The 17,258-nt window shown below is 67.1% G+C and carries 19 protein-coding genes; 11 read left to right on the forward strand and 8 right to left on the reverse strand.

The window, feature by feature from the left end; genetic code table 11:
* Nucleotides 1-27: 27 nt before the first annotated feature.
* Nucleotides 28-408: a DUF983 domain-containing protein gene (locus ACFMBG_RS07445; RefSeq protein ID WP_421054075.1), complete on the reverse strand. Its 381-nt coding sequence runs from the start codon at nt 406-408 to the stop codon at nt 28-30.
* 147 nt (nt 409-555) lie between these two features.
* Between ACFMBG_RS07445 and ACFMBG_RS07450 the strand changes: the two genes are divergently transcribed.
* The 3 genes from ACFMBG_RS07450 to ACFMBG_RS07460 all read left to right on the forward strand — a co-directional run bounded on the left by ACFMBG_RS07450 (nt 556) and on the right by ACFMBG_RS07460 (nt 3,287).
* Nucleotides 556-1,926, forward strand: coding sequence for an aminotransferase-like domain-containing protein (locus ACFMBG_RS07450; protein ID WP_421054076.1), 1,371 nt, complete (start codon nt 556-558; stop codon nt 1,924-1,926).
* A gap of 43 nt (nt 1,927-1,969) precedes the next feature.
* A complete protein-coding gene (locus ACFMBG_RS07455) occupies nt 1,970-2,302 on the forward strand; it encodes a DnaJ family domain-containing protein (RefSeq protein ID WP_421054077.1) in 333 nt (110 codons plus the stop codon).
* A gap of 82 nt (nt 2,303-2,384) precedes the next feature.
* Nucleotides 2,385-3,287, forward strand: coding sequence for a fructose bisphosphate aldolase (locus ACFMBG_RS07460; protein ID WP_421054078.1), 903 nt, complete (start codon nt 2,385-2,387; stop codon nt 3,285-3,287).
* A 69-nt stretch (nt 3,288-3,356) separates the two neighbouring features.
* Here ACFMBG_RS07460 and ACFMBG_RS07465 read toward each other — a convergent pair whose 3' ends face one another.
* The 3 genes from ACFMBG_RS07465 to ACFMBG_RS07475 form a co-directional block, all read right to left on the reverse strand.
* Entirely contained in the window at nt 3,357-3,632 is a 276-nt protein-coding gene (locus ACFMBG_RS07465; RefSeq protein WP_421054079.1) for a hypothetical protein, read from the reverse strand.
* Nucleotides 3,629-3,826, reverse strand: a complete 198-nt coding sequence (locus ACFMBG_RS07470) for a hypothetical protein (protein ID WP_421054080.1) — start codon at nt 3,824-3,826, stop codon at nt 3,629-3,631. Before ACFMBG_RS07470 ends, ACFMBG_RS07465 begins: the two co-directional genes overlap by 4 nt.
* Before the next feature lie 413 nt (nt 3,827-4,239).
* Nucleotides 4,240-5,025, reverse strand: coding sequence for a crotonase/enoyl-CoA hydratase family protein (locus tag ACFMBG_RS07475; protein ID WP_421054081.1), 786 nt, complete (start codon nt 5,023-5,025; stop codon nt 4,240-4,242).
* Between the two features lie 142 nt (nt 5,026-5,167).
* Here ACFMBG_RS07475 and ACFMBG_RS07480 point away from each other — a divergent pair, with 142 nt between their 5' ends.
* Both ACFMBG_RS07480 and ACFMBG_RS07485 read left to right on the forward strand, forming a co-directional pair.
* Nucleotides 5,168-6,280: a pyridoxal phosphate-dependent aminotransferase gene (locus ACFMBG_RS07480; protein WP_421054082.1), complete on the forward strand. Its 1,113-nt coding sequence runs from the start codon at nt 5,168-5,170 to the stop codon at nt 6,278-6,280.
* A 90-nt stretch (nt 6,281-6,370) separates the two neighbouring features.
* A complete protein-coding gene (locus ACFMBG_RS07485; protein ID WP_421054083.1) occupies nt 6,371-6,565 on the forward strand; it encodes a histidinol phosphate aminotransferase in 195 nt (64 codons plus the stop codon).
* Nucleotides 6,566-6,595: 30 nt separating this feature from the next.
* On the opposite strand, the gene ACFMBG_RS07490 is transcribed toward ACFMBG_RS07485, so the two are convergent.
* The gene (locus ACFMBG_RS07490; RefSeq protein WP_421054084.1) at nt 6,596-7,804 is read right to left on the reverse strand and encodes a pyridoxal-phosphate-dependent aminotransferase family protein; all 1,209 of its coding nucleotides are present in this window, start codon (nt 7,802-7,804) and stop codon (nt 6,596-6,598) included.
* Between the two features lie 207 nt (nt 7,805-8,011).
* On the opposite strand from ACFMBG_RS07490, the gene ACFMBG_RS07495 reads away from it, so the two are divergent.
* Nucleotides 8,012-9,874, forward strand: a complete 1,863-nt coding sequence (locus ACFMBG_RS07495) for an ABC transporter ATP-binding protein (protein WP_421054085.1) — start codon at nt 8,012-8,014, stop codon at nt 9,872-9,874.
* A gap of 66 nt (nt 9,875-9,940) precedes the next feature.
* On the opposite strand, the gene ACFMBG_RS07500 is transcribed toward ACFMBG_RS07495, so the two are convergent.
* Nucleotides 9,941-10,621, reverse strand: a complete 681-nt coding sequence (locus tag ACFMBG_RS07500) for a TIGR04283 family arsenosugar biosynthesis glycosyltransferase (RefSeq protein WP_421054086.1) — start codon at nt 10,619-10,621, stop codon at nt 9,941-9,943.
* A 98-nt stretch (nt 10,622-10,719) separates the two neighbouring features.
* On the opposite strand from ACFMBG_RS07500, the gene ygfZ reads away from it, so the two are divergent.
* The 3 genes from ygfZ to ACFMBG_RS07515 all read left to right on the forward strand — a co-directional run bounded on the left by ygfZ (nt 10,720) and on the right by ACFMBG_RS07515 (nt 12,883).
* Nucleotides 10,720-11,454 carry a CAF17-like 4Fe-4S cluster assembly/insertion protein YgfZ gene (gene ygfZ, locus ACFMBG_RS07505; RefSeq protein WP_421054087.1) on the forward strand — a complete coding sequence of 245 codons (735 nt, stop codon included), beginning with the start codon at nt 10,720-10,722 and terminating at the stop codon, nt 11,452-11,454.
* On the forward strand, nt 11,451-12,254 hold the full coding sequence (locus tag ACFMBG_RS07510) for a fructosamine kinase family protein (protein WP_421054088.1): 804 nt from the start codon (nt 11,451-11,453) through the stop codon (nt 12,252-12,254). The genes ygfZ and ACFMBG_RS07510 overlap by 4 nt, the downstream gene beginning before the upstream one ends.
* 83 nt (nt 12,255-12,337) lie before the next feature.
* Nucleotides 12,338-12,883 carry a hypothetical protein gene (locus ACFMBG_RS07515; protein ID WP_421054089.1) on the forward strand — a complete coding sequence of 182 codons (546 nt, stop codon included), beginning with the start codon at nt 12,338-12,340 and terminating at the stop codon, nt 12,881-12,883.
* 142 nt (nt 12,884-13,025) lie between these two features.
* On the opposite strand, the gene efp is transcribed toward ACFMBG_RS07515, so the two are convergent.
* Nucleotides 13,026-13,589, reverse strand: coding sequence for an elongation factor P (gene efp / locus ACFMBG_RS07520; protein ID WP_421054090.1), 564 nt, complete (start codon nt 13,587-13,589; stop codon nt 13,026-13,028).
* A gap of 219 nt (nt 13,590-13,808) precedes the next feature.
* On the opposite strand from efp, the gene ACFMBG_RS07525 reads away from it, so the two are divergent.
* Together ACFMBG_RS07525 and ACFMBG_RS07530 are read left to right on the forward strand one after the other, a co-directional pair.
* A complete protein-coding gene (locus ACFMBG_RS07525; protein WP_065270891.1) occupies nt 13,809-14,126 on the forward strand; it encodes a DUF6280 family protein in 318 nt (105 codons plus the stop codon).
* 218 nt (nt 14,127-14,344) lie between these two features.
* Complete coding sequence (locus ACFMBG_RS07530) at nt 14,345-15,784, forward strand: cobyric acid synthase (RefSeq protein WP_421054091.1); 1,440 nt, start codon at nt 14,345-14,347, stop codon at nt 15,782-15,784.
* Between the two features lie 276 nt (nt 15,785-16,060).
* Here the strand turns inward: ACFMBG_RS07530 and ACFMBG_RS07535 are convergent, their stop codons facing one another.
* Nucleotides 16,061-17,212 (reverse strand): hypothetical protein, encoded by a 1,152-nt coding sequence (locus ACFMBG_RS07535; RefSeq protein ID WP_421054092.1) that lies wholly within the window; start codon nt 17,210-17,212, stop codon nt 16,061-16,063.
* Nucleotides 17,213-17,258: the final 46 nt, after the last annotated feature.

The following is a 17,258-nucleotide window of genomic DNA, read 5'->3' on the forward strand; positions in this document are numbered from 1 at the left end:
CATTTTAACTCATTGGATTTTGGCGGCTCAGAAGCCGTGCATCCGCTTGGCCCATTGATAGGCCACCACCAGCCCCTTCATCCGCGGCAGCATGATCAGCGACGCGCCTACCGTGACCACCGACATGATGATCGCCAGCGTCCAGGGGTCCGGGCGCAACTGCATGTAGACGATGTGCAGCGCAAAGCCGAGGATGTGGCCCACCACCAGGATGGTCAGATAGGCCGGCCCGTCATCGGCGCGCTGGTGGTGCAGCTCCTGGCCGCACTCGGTGCAGCTGTCGTTCACCTTCAGATAGCTGTGCAGCAGCTTGCCGCCGCCGCAGTTCGGGCAGCGCAGCCGCAGCCCCTTCAGCAACGCGGGTTTCAGCGCCCGCTGCTCCTCTTCCACTAGATCAATCCCGGTCATCGCGGCGTCTCCTTGGGTTCCGGCGCCTGATAGCGCGATTCCCATATTGACTGCAAACATTATGCGATCATTTATGTTGCATTTATTGTCGCACTCGTGCATTGAACCGATCAATCACAGCGCAATACGCCCCTCGGAGACACGGCGATGAAACAATGGACCCCTGCCCGGCTGGAGGGTGCCAGGCCCCGCTACCTGGAGCTGGCCGAGGCGATCAAATCCGACATCGACGCAGGCGTGCTGGCGCCCGGCGACCGGCTGCCGCCGCAGCGGCGGGTGGCGCAGGAGCTGGGGGTGGATTTCTCCACCGTGTCGCGGGGCTATGCCGAGGCGGTGCGGCGCGGCTATATCGAGAGCTTCGTCGGCCGCGGCACCTTTGTGAAGGCGCTGGAGGCGCTGCCCGAACGCCCCGACCCGCGGCGGGCGCTGGAAGAAGACCCGATGATGAACATGCCGCCGGAGCCGGATGACCCGGCGCTGCTGGCGCGGATGCGGCAGGGGCTGGAGCATGTCTCCGCCAACCTGCTGCCCTTGCTGCGCTATCAGTCGGTGACCGGCAGCCCGCAGGACCGTGCCATTGCGGCGGAGTGGATGCAGGCCAACGGGCTGGCCTGCGTGCCGGAGCGGCTGGTGATCACGCCGGGGGCGCACGCCAGCCTCTATGCCATTCTGACGGTTCTGTGCGAGCCGGGTTCGACACTGCTGTGCGAGGATGTGACCTATCCCGGCCTGCGCTCCATCGCGGCGCGGCAGGGGATCCGGCTGATCGGGCTGCCGCGGGACAAGGACGGCATCCTGCCGGATGCGCTGGAGAAGGCCATCACCGGCGACTGGCCCGCGGCGCTGTACCTCAATCCGACGCTGCAGAACCCGACCACCCGCACCATAACGGCCAAGCGGCGGCAGGAGATTGCCGCGGTGCTGCAGACACACGACCTGCCGCTGATCGAGGATGACGCCTATTGCTTTGTCGACAACGGCGCGCCGCAGCCGGTCAGCAGCCTGATCCCCGATCTGGGCTGGCACATCGCCGGGCTCTCCAAGTGCTTTGGCGCCGGGCTGCGGCTGGCCTATACCACGGTGCCGAAACGCGCCTTGCTGGGCCAGTTCAGCCAGGCGCTCCGGTCGATGCATGTGATGGTGTCGCCGCTGAACCTGGCGCTGCTGGGCCGCTGGATCGAGGACGGCACCGCGGCGGAGCTGCAGCGCTTTATCCGCAAGGCCGCGGCAGAGCGGCAGGCGCTGGCGGCGGAAGTGCTGCAGGACTGCTTCGTCGAAAGCGATCCGCTGGCCTTCAACCTGTGGCTCAGCCTGCCCCGCGGCACCAGCCGGGCGGAGGTGATGGGGCGCATGGCCGGGCGCCAGATCGGCATCATGCCCAGCGATGCCTTCACCGTCACCGGTGTCCCGGAGGAAGCGGTGCGGGTGTGCCTGGGCGGGCCGGTCGGGCTGGAGGAGCTGCGCGAGGACCTGCTTGCGCTGAATGACGCGGTCACCCGCAAGGACTGGCTGGGCTGACCTGCCGCTGGTAGAGTCGCCCGGCACCGCAAAGAGGCCCCGCATGATCCGCGCCTTCCGCAACCTGATCGAACGCCAGCTGACCAAGGCGCAGGCCGAGGGGCAGCTGCAGGGGCTGGAGGGCGAAGGCAAGCCGCTGCCCGACCGCAGCAGCGAGGCGCATGTGGACGCCGGAATGGCGGCGGGGATGCGGATCATGGCTGAGGCCGGGGTAGTGCCGGAGGAGTTCGGGCTGAAGGAACAGCTGGCCGCGGCGCGCAAGGAATACGCCAGGCTGACGGATCCCGCGCAGCGCAAGGCGGCGATGGCGCGGATCTCGGATCTGGAGATGCGCTACAACATGGCCCGGGATGCGCGGAAATCCTTCTTCCGTTAGCGCAACACCCCGTTGTTTCCGGCGCAATTCACGCTATAGACAGCGCCAAGACATCACACCATTCGCAAGAGAGTGAGGCATTATGGCCAAAGACGCTTCCGTACAGCAGGCACAACTCGACCGCATCGCCAACGGCAAGGGCTTCATCGCCGCGCTGGACCAGTCGGGCGGCTCCACCCCGAAGGCGCTGAAGCTTTATGGCGTGAACGAGGACGCCTATTCGAACGACGACGAGATGTTCGCCGAGATCCACAAGATGCGCACCCGCATCATCACTTCGCCGAGCTTTGGCAAGGACCGCATCCTGGGCGCGATCCTGTTCGAAAAGACCATGGACGGCGAGATCGAAGGCACCCCCACCGCCACCTACCTGTGGGAGACCTGCGGCGTGGTGCCGTTCCTGAAGGTCGACAAGGGCCTGGCGGACGAGGAAAACGGCGTGCAGATGATGAAGCCGATGCCGGAACTGGACGCGCTGCTGGCGCGCGCCAGCGAGGCGGGCATCTTCGGCACCAAGATGCGCTCGGTCGTCAAGGAAGCCAATGCCGAGGGCATCAAGGCGGTTGTCGCCCAGCAGTTCGAAGTGGGCCAGCAGATCGTTGCGGCCGGCCTGGTGCCGATCATCGAGCCGGAAGTCGACATCAACTCCGCCACCAAGGCCGAGGCCGAGGAGCTGCTGAAGGCAGAGATCAAGGCGCAGCTGGACGCCCTGCCCGCGGACAGCAAGGTGGCGCTGAAGCTGACCATCCCGACCAAGCCGGGCCTCTATGACGATCTGGCGGACCACGCCAATGTGGTGCGGGTTGTGGCGCTGTCGGGAGGCTACACCACCGATGACGCCTGCGCGCGCCTGGCGCAGAACCCCAAGATGATCGCCTCCTTCAGCCGCGCCCTGACCGAGGGCCTGAACGTGGCGATGTCCGATGCGGAATATGACGCCGCCCTGGGCGCCAACATCTCCAAGATCTACGACGCGTCGCTGTAATCCAGCCGCCGTCTGCAAGTAATGAGGGCCGCGCCTGCACAGGGCGCGGCCTTTTCCGTTTCGCGCGCCTCAGGGTCCGGAGCGCCCGGCGCAGCAGACCGCCAGCACCAGGCCCGCGCCGCTGAGGAAGGGCAGCCAGAAGTAGCGCAGCGCCGTCAGGGTGAACCAGCCGGGCTGCGCCTCCGGCGCCTGGCCCGCGCCGCCGAGCCAGACCCAGAACACCAGTGACGCGGCCGAGATCAGAACGCCGCTGAGAGCCAGCAGCCAGCGCGCGGAGCTAGGCATCCGCGCCTCTGCCGCGGCGTGCCGTTCGGCAGTCCGGCTGGCGGCGAGCCATCCGCTCACGCCGCTTCGGTCAATGAGGGGCGCAGGCCGGTGCAGCTGACGCGGTTTTCGTTGGAAGCCAGGTAGCGCTGCGCCTCCTCGCGGTTTCCGAAGCTGAGCGCCTCGTCATAGAAATATGTGATCCTGTCCCCGGTCCGGGACAGCAAGGCGCCGCTTTCAAACAGGATAAACCACTTTTTACGCACCAGCTGCATCAGCCTCACTCCTTTCTGAAGCCCGGCCCAGGGCGGTCCCGCCTGGCCGGTTCCACTGCATTTCCTGAGGGTGCGCGCAGCCGTCCGGGGCCCTTGCCGGGTCTCCCGCCGTGTGTCTGCCAGGTGCTGATTTGGCCCCTGTTGCGCCCTCCTGAAGGCAGGTTTTGCGCCCAGAGGTTGCCAAAAAGTTAACAGGTCTTTGTGCTGATTTTGCGCGGCATTATTCTGCCGGCAGGCGGCGGTTTCCCGCTTGCATCGGCGGATTTACGGAAAATTTGGCAAAAACCCGCTGTTGCGGTTTTTGGAGGCCGGCCGGCAGGAAAGCGCCCGTGCCGGGCGCTGCCTCCGGCGGGGGTATTTCGGGCAAGAGGAAGAGCCCCGGGGGCCAGCTGCAGCGCTGCAGGGGCGGCCCCTTAGCGGAAGTTTGGAGGGCGTTTCTGCAGCTGGGCGGCAACCGCCTCCATTTGGTCGGGTTTGCCGATCAGCTCCAGCTGTTCGGCGCTTTCGGCCAGCAGCACCTCTGCCTGGCTGGCGCCGCTTTCGGCATAGGCCGTCAGCCGCTTGGCAGCGCGGATGGCAGAGGGGCTTTTGGCGGCGATGGCGGCGGCCAGCTCATTGGCGCGGGACAGCGGGTTGCCGGCCAGTTCGGTCACCAGGCCCCAGTCCAGCGCCTGCTCGGCGCCGATCTTCTCCGCCGTATAGGTCAGGCGGCGCAGCACGTCCGCGCGCACCAGCCGCGGCAGCAGCGCCATGCCGCCCATGTCGGGGATCAGCCCCCATTTCATTTCCATCACCGACAGCTGCGCCTCCGGGTGGGCGATGCGGATGTCGGCGCCCAGCGCGATCTGCAGCCCGCCGCCGAAACAGGCGCCGTGGAGGGCCGCGACCACCGGCACCGGCACCCGGCGCCAGATCATCGCCACCTCCTGGAAGGCGTTGGCGTCGTGGTGGGTGCGCTCCATGATCAGGGTGCTGAGGTCGCGCTGCGCAAAGCCGGCCAGCGCCGCCATGTCGAGCCCTGCGCAGAAGCTCTTGCCGGCCCCGGACAGAACCACCGCGCGGGCGTCCGAGGCGGCCACCTCCTGGCCCGCGGCGATGATCGCCTCGATCATTTCCTCGTCCAGCGCGTTGTGCTTGTCCGGGCGGGCAAGCGTCACATAGGCGATATGGTCCTTGTAGCCGGTGGTCACTCTGGCCATGGTCTTCTCCCCGCTGGATCTTTTGCGTCAGCCTGCCCCGGAACCGGCGCCGTTTCCAGTGCTACGTGGGGGCAGCCGGCCCGGGGCGGGGCGCATTGCTGCAGGCCTTGCCCCGCTTGGCGGCTTGGGGTTATCTGCCGCCATGACTGGTCCCCGCTACACCCCGCTTGCCCTCTCCCTGCCCGCCACCGTGCCCTTTGTCGGCCCCGAAACCCAGGAGCGCGCCCGCGGCCAGGGTTTTGCCGCCCGGCTGGGCGCGAATGAGAATATCTTTGGCCCCTCCCCCAAGGCAATCGAGGCGATGGCCAGGGCGGCGGGCGGCATCTGGATGTACGGCGATCCCGAGAACCATGATCTGCGGCAGGCGCTGGCGGCGCATCATGGCATTGCCCCGGAGAATATCATGGTGGGCGAAGGCATTGACGGCCTGCTCGGCTACCTGGTGCGGCTGCTGATTGCCGAAGGCGACGCGGTGGTGACCTCGCTGGGGGCCTATCCGACGTTCAACTATCACGTTGCGGGCTTTGGCGGGGTGCTGCACACGGTGCCCTACACCGGCGACCACGAGGATTTCGGGGCGCTGTTTGCCAAGGCGGCGGAGGTGGGCGCCAAGATCGTGTACCTCGCCAACCCCGACAACCCGATGGGCAGCTGGCACCAGGGGGCGGAGATTGCCGCGGCGCTGGACAGGCTGCCGGAGGGCTGCCTGCTGCTGCTGGACGAAGCCTATGTGGAATGCGCGCCCGAAGGCACCGCGGCACCAATCAGCGCGGATGATGCGCGGGTGATCCGGATGCGGACCTTCTCCAAGGCTTACGGCATGGCCGGGGCGCGGGTGGGATATGCGCTGGGGCATCCGGAGCTGATTTCCGCCTTCAACAAGGTGCGCAACCATTTCGGGATGAACCGGGCGGCGCAGGCGGGGGCGCTGGCGGCGCTGCAGGATCAGGACTGGCTGGCGCAGGTGCTGGCGCAGATCGGAGGCGCGCGGGCGAAGATTGCGGAGATCGCGGCGGCGAACGGGCTGAGCGCCCTGCCCTCGGCCACCAATTTCGTCACCATCGACTGCGGCCGGGACGGGGCGTTTGCCAAGGCGGTGCTGGACTCGCTGGTGGATCAGGGGATTTTCGTGCGGATGCCCTTTGCCGCGCCGCAGAACCGCTGCATCCGCGTCAGCTGCGGACCTGAGGCGGAGATGGCCGCATTTGCCGCCGCTTTGCCGCTGGCGCTGGAGGCCGCGCGCGGGGCCGGCTGAAACCTGCCGGCCGCTGCCGGATCGCGGCGGTTTTACCGGACATTCACCACTTCCGGGCTACCATAGAAGGGTATCACCGGGAGAATTGTCATGCGTGACCCTGAACTGCCGGACGGCATGCCGGATTTCTTCACTGCCGCGATCACTTTTGCCGGAATCAACCTGATGTGGATCTTCTTCGTGATCTGGGTGATGTACGGGATGGTCCCCGTGCTGGTGCTGGCGGTGCTGATAAACCACTTCATCACCAGGCTGGAAATCCGGCTGAATTCGCAGAAGGCGTGACGCCGCCTTCTGCCCGCACCTGACCGGCCGCTAAGCGCCCGCCAGCGCCACTGCGGCCGCCTCCAGCGCACCTGCCCCGTGCGGGATGTCCAGCGCCTTGAGGCCGGTCTCGATCCCCCCCAGCAGGCCCATCACCATATGGCCGTTCACATGGCCCATGTGGCCGAGCCGGAAGAAGCCGTGCCATTCCGGGCTGCTGGGCGGCGCCATGCCCAGGCCGATGCCCAGGGTCAGGCCCAAATTCTGTTCCAGCCACTGACGCAACTCGGTGCCGTAAGGCGACCCGATCTGCAGCGCGGTCACCGCGTTGGAGCGCAGGGACTGGTCCGGCACGTTCATCCTCAGCGGGCCGTCCGCGCCCCAAGCCTCGCAAGCGGCCCAGATGGTGCGGGCCAGATGCGCGTGGCGGGCCCAGACGGCCTCAACCCCCTCGGCGTGGATCATGTCCAGCGCGGCGCGCAGGCCGTAGAGGTGATGCGTCGGTGCGGTGCCGCCGAAGTACTGGTAGAACTCTTCCGGATTTGCGCGCGGCTCCCAATCCCAATAGCGGCTGATCCGCGGCAGCGTCTTGCGCGCGGCAGCGGCCCTGTCGTTGAAGAACACAAAGCCCATGCCCGCGGGCACCATCAGCCCCTTCTGGCAGGCGGTGACCATCACGTCCACGCCCCAGTCATCCATCTCGAACCGGTCGCAGCCGAGCGAGGCGATGCAATCGGCCATCAGGAGCGCCGGGTGGCCGGCCGCGTCCAGCGCCCGGCGCAGGGCGGCAACGTCGTTGCGGATCGAGCTGGAGGTGTCCACGTGCACGCCCAGCACCGCCTTGATGCGGTGATCCGTGTCCGCGGCCAGGGCTTCGGCAATCCGGGCGTGATCCCAGGGCGCGTGGTTGCCGAAGTCGAGCACCTCTGTTTCGATCCCCAGACCCTCGGCCATTTCCGACCAGCCGATGGCAAAGCGGCCCGACGAGGGCACCAGCACCTTATCGCCCGGCTGCAGCGTGTTCTGCAGCGCCGCCTCCCAGGCGCCGTGGCCGTTGGAGATGTAGATCGCAACCTGATGCTGCGTGCGCGCCACGCGGCGCAGATCAGGGATCAGGGTGGCAGTCATCTCGACCAGCTCGCCCGCGTAGATGTTGGGAGAAGCCCGGTGCATGGCCTGCAGCACCTGGTCCGGCACCACCGACGGCCCTGGGATGGCCAGGTAGGAGCGCCCTGCCGACACGTTCACTGATCCGCTCATGGCTGATGTTCCTTGCAGCGCGGAAGGCGTCCCTGCCCGCCGCGGTTGATCCGTGCCGCCACAGTAGCCGCCCGGCCCGCCGGGTCAATTCCATTGACCGCAGCGTCACGGCGAATTGCTTGCGCCCTGCACCGGAGCTGCTTAAATGGTCGCGGCATGTCAGAAAAGGCCCGTAATGACCCGAATTCCCTGCCGGATCCTCCCCGCATGAGCCAGCCTCACAAATCCTCCCGCGAGCTGTTCGGCTGGCTGTGGCGCGGATATTTGCGCCATTACATCGGGCTCCTGGGCGTTGCGGTGATCTTCATGCTGCTGGAAGGCGCCACCATGGGGGCGCTCGGCTATATGATGCAGCCGATGTTCGATCTGGTGTTTGTCGCGGGCAATACCGATGCGCTGGTCTGGGTCAGCCTGGCGTTTCTGGCGATCTTCACCCTGCGCGGCGTGTCCAGCGTCACCCAGAAGGTGCTGCTCAGCAAGGTGTCGCAGACCTCTGCCGCGCATCTGCGCAAGGACATGCTGGCGCGGCTGATCCGGCAGGACCCGGCCTTTCACCAGCAGCACCCGCCGGGGCTGCTGCTGCAGCGGGTGCAAAGCGATGTGGGGGCGATCAACTCGGTCTGGCAGGCGGTGATCACCGGTGCGGGGCGCGACCTGGTGGCGCTGGTGGCGGTGCTGGGCGTGGCCTTCAGCATCGACTGGCGCTGGACCCTGATCCTGCTGATTGGCGTTCCGGTGCTGCTGCTGCCGATCTCCTCGATCCAGCGCTATGTGCGCAAGAAGGCATCGCGGGCGCGGGATCTGGGTGCCGATCTGGCGACCCGGCTGGACGAGATTTTCCACGGCATCGTGCCGGTCAAGCTGAACCGGCTGGAGGACTATCAGGTCAACCGTTTCTCCGAACGCACCGATGAGTTTGTCCGCTCCGAGGTGAAGGCGGCCTTTGGCACCTCCTCGATTTCCGGGATGACCGACATCATGGCCGGTGTCGGCTTCATGGCGGTGCTGCTTTATGGCGGCTCCGAGATCATTGCGGGCGAAAAGACCGTCGGCCAGTTCATGAGCTTCTTCACCTCGATCGGCCTGTCGTTTGAACCGATGCGGCGGCTGGCCAATATCTCCGGCGTCTGGCAGGGGGCGGCGGCGGCGCTGGAGCGGATCAAGGAACTGCTGGATGCGCCGATCCTGCTGAGCGAGCCGGAGCATCCCAAGGCGGCGCCGCAGGGCCTGCCGGCAATCAAGCTGGAGGGTGTCGATCTGAGCTATGGCGACGCCAGGATCCTGAACCAGCTGGCGCTGGAGGCCGAGGCGGGCAAGACCACCGCGCTGGTCGGCGCCTCTGGAGCGGGCAAATCGACGATTTTCAACCTGCTCACCCGGATGGTGGACCCGCAGGCGGGATCGGTCACCGTCGGCGGGGTCGAGGTCCGCGACCTGAACACCGCCGACCTGCGCAGCCTGTTCTCGGTGGTGACGCAGGATGCGATGCTGTTTGACGAGACCCTGCGCGAGAACATCGTGCTGGGGCGCACCGATGTCAGCGACGCGGAACTGCAGGCGGCGCTGGATGCCTCGCATGTGGCGGATTTCCTGCCCAAGCTGGAGCATGGCCTGGAAACCCGGGTGGGCCCGCGCGGATCGGCCCTGTCGGGCGGCCAGCGGCAGCGGGTGGTGATCGCCCGGGCACTGTTGCGCAACACCCCTGTGCTGCTCTTGGACGAGGCAACCTCGGCGCTGGATGCGCAGTCGGAGAAAGTGGTGCAGCAGGCGCTGGACAAGCTGTCGGGCGGGCGCACCACGCTGGTGATTGCGCATAGGCTGTCGACCATCCGCAACGCCGACAAGATCGTGGTGATGGACCGCGGCCAGGTGGTTGATCAGGGCAGCCATGACGAGCTGCTGGCGCGCGGCGGCATCTATGCCGACCTCTACCGGCTGCAGTTCCAGGACGGCAAGACGGTGGTGGACACGGCAAGCATCGCCGCCCAGGCGCAGCAGGTTCCGGATGGCGCGGCGGACAATGGCAAACAGCGCTGGTTCCGCCGCTTTGCGCGCAAGGTGTTCGGCTGAATTCCAGCTTCCCCTGTTGAACGCTGAGGGTCGGGCGCTGCCCGGCCTCCCGGCCGGGCGGAACAGTTATTTGCTGTAAGACTTTGCCAGCCTCTCCGGGGCCACTCCTAGGAAATACCGCATCAGCGTCCACAGGTTCCTGGCCCCGCGCCGCAGCCAGCCAGCCCGCTGATAGCGCCCCGCGCTGGTCAGGGCTGCTGAGGGCAAGGCGGTCAGCCCCTTGAGGCGGCGCACCAGCGCCACGTCCTCCATCAGCGGCTGGTCCGGGTAGCCCCCCGCGGCGTCATAGTCCGCACGGCGGATCAGCAGCCCCTGATCGCCATAGGGCAGCCCGAACAGGCGCGACCGCAGGTTGGCCCAGCCCGCGACCCAGGCCGGCAGCACGCCGCGCGCCCGGAACCGCAGCCGGAAATAGGCGGGATGCCCCTGCCCCTCCTCCAGGTGCTGCGCCACCGCCGCGGCCCAGCCCGGCTCCAGACGGGTGTCGGCGTGCAGCACCAGCAGCCAATCGCCCTTGGCCGCCGCACAGCCCCGCCGCAGCTGGCCGCCGCGCGAGGGCGCGCCGCTGATCCACTCCGCCCCGGCGGCCTGGGCCATGGCGCGGGTCTCATCCGTGGAGCCGCCATCCGTGATCACCAGTTCGCGGATCAGCCCTGCCCCCAGCCCCTCCATCAGACGCTCCAGGCAGGCGGGCAGCTCTTCGGCTGCGTTCAGGGTGGGGATCACGAGGCTGACCGGCGCGGGCATGGATGTTTCCTCTGCGGTTTTGCTGTTTTCTTCCGCCCTGCTTCCTATATCACTGGGCCAGGCAGTGAAACGCCCCAGAGGCACACAGGAGAATAGACATGAGCGACCGCCGCATCCTGCGCGTGAGTGGCAGTGACGCCAAGAGCTTCCTGCAAGGGCTGGTCACCAACAACGTGGACCGGCTGAGCGAAGGTTTGGTCTATGCCGCGCTGCTGACGCCGCAGGGCAAGTACATTGCGGATTTCTTCCTCGCCGCCGAGGGCGATGCGGTTCTGCTGGACGTGGACGCCGCGCTGGCCGAGGGCCTGCTGAAACGGCTGAACATGTACCGGCTGCGCGCCGACGTGCAGGTGGAGATGACGGATCTGCAGGTGGCCCGCGGCACCGGGGAGGCTCCGGAGGGCGCGTTGCGTGATCCGCGCCATGCGGCGATGGGCTGGCGGCTCTATGGGGCCGAGGGCCGCGATGACGGCAGTGACTGGGACGCGATCCGAGTGGCCCACTGCATCCCCGAGACCGGCGTCGAGCTGGGGCCGGACACCTATATCCTGGAAGCCGGGTTCGAGGCTCTGAACGGGGTGGACTTCCGCAAGGGCTGCTATGTCGGCCAGGAAGTGACCGCGCGGATGAAGCACAAGACCGAGCTGCGCAAGGGCTTCCGCACGGTGGAGGTCGAGGGCGCGGCGCCGGTTGGCACCGAGATTACCGCGGACGGCAAGCCGGTGGGCACGCTGTTCACCCAATCGGGCGGCAAGGGTATTGCCTACCTGCGGTTCGACCGCGCCAAGGGGGAGATGCAGGCGGGGGACGCCCACGTCACCTGGCAGCCGTGAACGGGCTGGCGGAGACGGTTCTGTCCCTTCTGGGCGCGGAAGTTTCCCGCGCCCGCCCGCTGCATGGCGGCGACCTGTCGGAGGTGCAGCTTCTCTCCTTGAGCGACGGCCGCCAAGTGGTGGCCAAGACCGGGCCGCTGGTGTCCTCAGAAGCCGCCATGCTGCACGCAATCCGCGAGGCTGGCGCGCCAGCCCCCGAAGTGCTGGGCGTTGCCGGTGATGTGCTGCTGATGGAAGCGCTGGAGGAAACCTCCGCCAGCGCGGAGGGCTGGCAGGCGCTGGGACAGGCGCTGCGGCAGCTGCATTCGGCCACAAGCCCCCATTATGGCTGGCCGGAGGAGTACGCCTTTGGCGCGGTCGCGATCCCCAACGCGCCGCTGGAAAACTGGCCGGAGTTCTGGGCCGGCCGCCGCCTGCTGGCGGCGCCCGATGCCCTGCCCCGTGATCTGCGGCTGCGGATCGAGGCGCTGTGCGTCCGGCTGCCGGAGCTGCTGCCCGCTGCGCCGCCCGCTTCTCTGCTGCATGGCGACCTGTGGACCGGCAACGTGCTGTTCAGCGGCCGCACTGCCTGGCTGATCGACCCGGCCTGCTGCTATGGCGACGGCGAGGTGGATCTGGCGATGCTGCATCTGTTCGGCACGCCGCCTGCGGCGTTTCACGCGGCCTATGGCGCGCTGGAGCCGGGGCATCAGGCGCGCCGCCATATCTATCAGCTGTGGCCCGCGCTGGTGCACCTGCGGCTGTTCGGGGCCAGCTACCGCGGGATAGTGGAGGCGCGGCTGGCGGCACTTGGCTTCTGACAAGCCTCTGTTCACCTCCTTGCGCTAGTGTCGCGGGCAAAGGGGCCGCGCCTGATGCGGCCGTTTGCCGAAAGGGATATTTGATGCGACTGATTTCCGGCTTTTGCCTGGCCGTGGCGGCGGCCTCCCCCGCGTGGGCGGAGTATTGGAATTACAAGGACTGGCACGTCACCGTCGAAGCGCATGTCACCGAGCAGGACAGCTACCTGACCTGCCGCGCCTGGACCGGGGGCGACGGCGACCCGGTCCTGGCGCTAGACGTGTTTTCCGGCGATGCCGGACCGCCGGCCTTCTATCCGATGGCCCAGGTGCAGGAATATGCGCCCCGGCATTACCCCACCCTGATGCAGCAGGGCGGCACCGTGGATTTCATCTTTGACTTCGACCGGACGTTCTCGATCGCTGCCGGGATCAATTCCTGGATCAATGAGGAGGGGCTGGCGGAAGCCGAAAGCGTGCTGCGGTTCCAGGATCACCTGGTGATGCTGCAGGCGATGAAGCAGGGAAGCTGGGTGGAAATCTGGGCAGGCAACGACATGTTCTATGAAGCGTCGCTGAGCGGCTTCACCGCGGCCTATGGCAAGATGATGGATGAATGCGGCTTCAGCCTGGCGCTGCCTGCGGGATAAGCTTGGCTGCTGGCCGTCCGGGCAAAAGTTTTCTGAAAACTTTTGTCTAAGACTTTTCAGAAAAGTCTTAGGCCTGCGCAGAAACGTAAAAAAGCCGCCCCCGAGGGAGGGCGGCTTTCTGCATTCCGGGACGCGGCCTGGATCAGGCGCGCTCGGAATATTCCATGGTCTCGGTATTCACCACGATCATCTCGTCCTGGCCGACAAACGGCGGCACCATCACCTTGACGCCGTTGTCCAGGATCGCCGGCTTGAAGGAGTTCGCGGCGGTCTGGCCTTTGACGACCGGCTCGGTCTCGACGATCTTGCAGGTGACTTTCTGCGGCAGGGTCGCGTTCAGCGCCTCGGACTCATAGAATTCCACCACGATGGTCATGCCGTCCTGCAGGAACGGGCGGCGGTCGCCCAGCAGGTCCGCGGGCAGTTCGATCTGCTCATAGGTTTCGGCGTCCATGAACACCAGCATGCCGTCGCTCTCATAGAGGAACTGCTGGTCCTTCTGCTCCAGGCGGACACGCTCCACCTTGTCTGCGGAGCGGAAGCGCTCGTTCAGCTTGGAGCCGTTGCGCAGGTTGCGCAGCTCGACCTGGGCAAAAGCGCCGCCCTTGCCGGGCTTCACGTGATCGACTTTCACCGCTGCCCAAAGGCCGCCATTATGCTCCAGCACGTTGCCGGGACGGATTTCGTTGCCGTTGATCTTGGGCATGGGAAAATGCCTTTCAGATGGTTGATGATAATTTGCAAGACCCTATATCTGGCGGGCTGATCGCTGGCAAGACAAGGATATGGTGTGAAGGAAGTGTGATTAAGGTATGCGCAATTTGCATGAAAGCTATGCATATGCGCCCTATCCGAATCGTCACAATTCCGCCATAAGCAGCGCTACGCCGAAAATTGCAATAGCAAGAACAACAAGGGATACGAGATGCGAGATTTCGTAGACGGCACCGCTTATAACAACGAGCAAGGCAACCGCGCCCGCAAACTGTTTGCAGCCGTTGTCCTGGCCGCACTGGATGATGCCATCGCCGACGACAAGAAATACGGCAATGGCCCGGAACAGATCGCCCGCTGGGCGCGCTCGCGCGATGGCCGCGAAGTGCTGTCCTGCGCCGGTATCGACCCCAACGAACGGGTGGTCGAAGGCCTGATGGAATTCGTCGGCCGCGGGGTCCGGACCTCGGTTGCGCTGTCGCGCGAGGAAAGCGAGCGCCGCAATGCCGCACAGGCTGAAGCCGCCTAAAGGCTGCTGCCTGCATTGCTGAAAAGCGCGTCCCTCCGGGGCGCGTTTTTCTTTTGCCTGCACGGGTTTCCCCAGCGTCATGCCGTCGCCCCGCGGCAGCGGGCCGACGGTTCCGGCACAGCCGCCATGGACGGCGGCGTCTAACCTGCTATGCAGGCCCCTGAAAGGCAGGGCGCAGGCAGGGAGTTGGCAGCAGGATGACACGGGCGCGTTCAATCATGATCCAGGGCACCGGCAGCAATGTCGGCAAGTCGCTCCTCGTGGCGGGGCTGGCGCGCGCTTATGTGCGGCGCGGGCTGAAGGTGACGCCGTTCAAGCCGCAGAACATGTCCAACAATGCCGCCGTCACTCCAGAGGGCGGCGAGATCGGCCGGGCGCAGGCGCTGCAGGCGCGCGCGGCGATGCGGCCGCCGCATACCGACATGAACCCGGTGCTGCTGAAACCGGAGACCGACACCGGCGCCCAGGTGATCGTGCAGGGCAAGCGCCGCGGCACCCAAGGCGCAGGTTCCTTCATGCGCGACAAGTCCGGCCTGCTGGAGGCAGCGCTGGAGAGCTACCGGCGGCTGGCGGCAGACGCGGATCTGGTGCTGATCGAGGGCGCGGGCTCACCCGCCGAGACCAACCTGCGCAAGAACGACATTGCCAACATGGGCTTTGCCTGCGCCGCAGAGGTACCGGTGGTGATTGCCGGCGATATCCACCGCGGCGGGGTGATTGCGCAGATCGTCGGAACCCATGCGGTGCTGGAGCCGCAGGACCTGGAGCGGGTCGTGGGCTTCATGGTGAACCGGTTCCGCGGCGATCTCAGCCTGTTTGACGGCGGCCGCGATGATATCGCCGCGCGCACCGGCTGGCCGTCCTTGGGCGTGGTGCCGTGGTTCTGGGACGCCTGGAAACTGCCGGCCGAGGACATGATGGACATCGCCTCGCATCAGGGCGGCGCCTGCAAGGTGGTGGTGCCGCAGCTGGAGCGGATGGCGAATTTCGACGACCTCGACCCGCTGGCGGCAGAGCCGGAGGTGACGGTGGAGATCGTGCCGCCAGGCCGCGCCCTGCCCGGCGATGCGGATCTGGTGATCCTGCCCGGCAGCAAATCGACCATTGGCGACCTGACCTACCTGCGGGCGCAGGGCTGGGACATCGACATCCTCGCCCACCATCGCCGCGGCGGCCATGTGCTGGGCCTGTGCGGCGGTTACCAGATGCTGGGCAAGACCATCGACGACCCCGAGGGCGTCGACGGGCGGCCCGGCAAGGTGGACGGCCTGGGTCTCTTGGACGTGCACACGGTGATGGCAGGCGAAAAGCGGGTGACACTGACCGAGGCGGTCACGCGGGACGGCAACCTGCCGGTGAGCGGCTATGAGATCCACATGGGCCGCACCGAGGGCGCCGACTGCCGCCGTGCCTGGCTGAGCATTGATGGGCGCAGCGAGGGGGCCGCCTCTGCCGATGGCCGGGTGAAGGGGTCTTATCTGCACGGGCTGTTTTCCTCGGATGCCTTCCGCGCCAGCTTCCTGGCCACCCTGGGCCACGAGAGCCAGGCGGGCTACGAGGACGGCGTCGACGCAACGCTGGACGCGCTGGCGGAGCATCTGGAGCGCTATATGGACCTAGACCAGCTGCTGGAGCTGGCGCAGCCGGTCCGGTTCTGACCACAGGCGGAGGCGCTCCCGCGCCCGCCGGCCACCGCTGGCTGCCGCCAGCACCGTCCGCGGCCTTGGGGGCGGCGCCGCGCGATGCGCGGCGCCGGGCCCAACGGGCGGAAGGCTTTTTCAAAAGCCGCATGCCGGGCGGGAGCGCTCCCCCTTGCCGCACTCCGAACCGGCGGGGAATAGCAGGCCCGGTCAGTCCGCGCGGCCTAAAGAAAAAGGCGCGCCTTCGGCGCGCCTTGCTGTAAACAGTCCGCGTCTGCCGCCTGCCGTCAGGCTTCAGAGCAGATCATGCGCCGCCAGCGCCCGGTGGATTTCCCGCCGCACCAGCTTGCGCACGTTCCGGGTGATCCGCTCGCCCAGGGGGCCCTGAAGCTCTTCGCGCACGATGCTGGCAACCAGATCGCGCAGGCCGTCCTCGTCGAGATAGCTGTCACCGGACTCCGCCAGCGCGTCCAGAGCGGCGCCGGTGAATGCGGCCTCCACCACCGCGTCCGCCGGTTTCGCGCCGTCCGCCCCGGCCGGCTGGGACCCGCCGGGGCTTGTTTCAGTGGCCTCTGCCACGGGTTCCATGCCGCTTTCTGCATCCCGGGATGCGGCCTCGCCCCCCGTCTGCCGGGCGCGGCGCGGGGGATGCGGTTCGTCCCGCCATTCGATGGTCTCACCCGTGGCGGCGGCGAAGGGCGCTTCGGTCTTGCTGTCGGGCTCCCAATGCTGCTCCGCCTGCTCCCGCGCGCGGGAAATGCGGGCCTCCAGCTCGGCGATCTTGCGCACCACCGACGCCGCACGGGCCCCGGCTGTGCCGCCGGCCAGATCCTCCGGCGCGGTCTCCCCTGCGGTGTCCCTGGCGCCCCCGTCCTGCGGCGGCGTGCCGGATGCCGCGGCAAACAGCGTGGTATCGGGGTTGGCCCAGGGCGCCTTGTCCTGAGCCGTCTCCGGCTCCGCTGCGTCCGCGCCATCAGGCTGCGCGGTCTCCGCTTCGGCATCCGTCCTGTCCTGCTGCGCGCCCTGAGTGGCAGAGCCTCCGGAAGCGTAGGGTGTTTCGCGGTGCCGGAAGGCTACGGCCGGCTCCGTTGCGGTTTCGTCTGCCGCATCCTCCGCGCTCTCAGAATCTTCCGCTGTCTCAGCCGCTGCAACGGTCCCCGGATGGGTGTCAGCCTTCTCCTCCTGCGCGAGTGCGGGGGGCGGCGCGGCGGCGGCGGCCTCCTGCCCGGAGGCTTCCTCCTGGCGCGTCTCATCGTCAGCCGGGTCCGGGCGATCAGCCGCATCAGGGCTGCGGGTTTCCGGATTCTTCACCCGCAGCGCGGGCGTCAGCACCAGCTTTGCCGCCGGTTCCGGGGCCGCGGGCTGGCCGCGGCTGTCTTCGCTCACCAAGCGGCGGATTGAGGACAATACATCTTCAATCTCGGCATGGGTAACTGGGTCGGACATTTTTTGAACCACTCTTGCCTCTTGCCAGAGAGTGTAGCCGCCTTCC

Origin of the sequence: Leisingera coralii, assembly GCF_049056525.1 — a bacterium.
Taxonomy (GTDB): Bacteria; Pseudomonadota; Alphaproteobacteria; order Rhodobacterales; family Rhodobacteraceae; genus Leisingera; species Leisingera coralii.

Excerpts from the sequence above, each read along its gene's own strand:
- ygfZ (WP_421054087.1), top strand. The coding sequence starts at position 10,720 with ATGAGCGACCGCCGCATCCTGCGCGTGAGTGGCAGTGACGCCAAGAGC.
- ACFMBG_RS07470 (WP_421054080.1), bottom strand. The coding sequence starts at position 3,826 with ATGCAGCTGGTGCGTAAAAAGTGGTTTATCCTGTTTGAAAGCGGCGCC.
- ACFMBG_RS07480 (WP_421054082.1), top strand. The coding sequence starts at position 5,168 with ATGACTGGTCCCCGCTACACCCCGCTTGCCCTCTCCCTGCCCGCCACC.
- ACFMBG_RS07495 (WP_421054085.1), top strand. The coding sequence starts at position 8,012 with ATGAGCCAGCCTCACAAATCCTCCCGCGAGCTGTTCGGCTGGCTGTGG.
- ACFMBG_RS07450 (WP_421054076.1), top strand. The coding sequence starts at position 556 with ATGAAACAATGGACCCCTGCCCGGCTGGAGGGTGCCAGGCCCCGCTAC.
- efp (WP_421054090.1), bottom strand. The coding sequence starts at position 13,589 with ATGCCCAAGATCAACGGCAACGAAATCCGTCCCGGCAACGTGCTGGAG.
- ACFMBG_RS07525 (WP_065270891.1), top strand. The coding sequence starts at position 13,809 with ATGCGAGATTTCGTAGACGGCACCGCTTATAACAACGAGCAAGGCAAC.
- ACFMBG_RS07490 (WP_421054084.1), bottom strand. The coding sequence starts at position 7,804 with ATGAGCGGATCAGTGAACGTGTCGGCAGGGCGCTCCTACCTGGCCATC.
- ACFMBG_RS07485 (WP_421054083.1), top strand. The coding sequence starts at position 6,371 with ATGCGTGACCCTGAACTGCCGGACGGCATGCCGGATTTCTTCACTGCC.
- ACFMBG_RS07515 (WP_421054089.1), top strand. The coding sequence starts at position 12,338 with ATGCGACTGATTTCCGGCTTTTGCCTGGCCGTGGCGGCGGCCTCCCCC.
- ACFMBG_RS07530 (WP_421054091.1), top strand. The coding sequence starts at position 14,345 with ATGATCCAGGGCACCGGCAGCAATGTCGGCAAGTCGCTCCTCGTGGCG.
- ACFMBG_RS07535 (WP_421054092.1), bottom strand. The coding sequence starts at position 17,212 with ATGTCCGACCCAGTTACCCATGCCGAGATTGAAGATGTATTGTCCTCA.
- ACFMBG_RS07460 (WP_421054078.1), top strand. The coding sequence starts at position 2,385 with ATGGCCAAAGACGCTTCCGTACAGCAGGCACAACTCGACCGCATCGCC.
- ACFMBG_RS07445 (WP_421054075.1), bottom strand. The coding sequence starts at position 408 with ATGACCGGGATTGATCTAGTGGAAGAGGAGCAGCGGGCGCTGAAACCC.
- ACFMBG_RS07455 (WP_421054077.1), top strand. The coding sequence starts at position 1,970 with ATGATCCGCGCCTTCCGCAACCTGATCGAACGCCAGCTGACCAAGGCG.
- ACFMBG_RS07475 (WP_421054081.1), bottom strand. The coding sequence starts at position 5,025 with ATGGCCAGAGTGACCACCGGCTACAAGGACCATATCGCCTATGTGACG.
- ACFMBG_RS07500 (WP_421054086.1), bottom strand. The coding sequence starts at position 10,621 with ATGCCCGCGCCGGTCAGCCTCGTGATCCCCACCCTGAACGCAGCCGAA.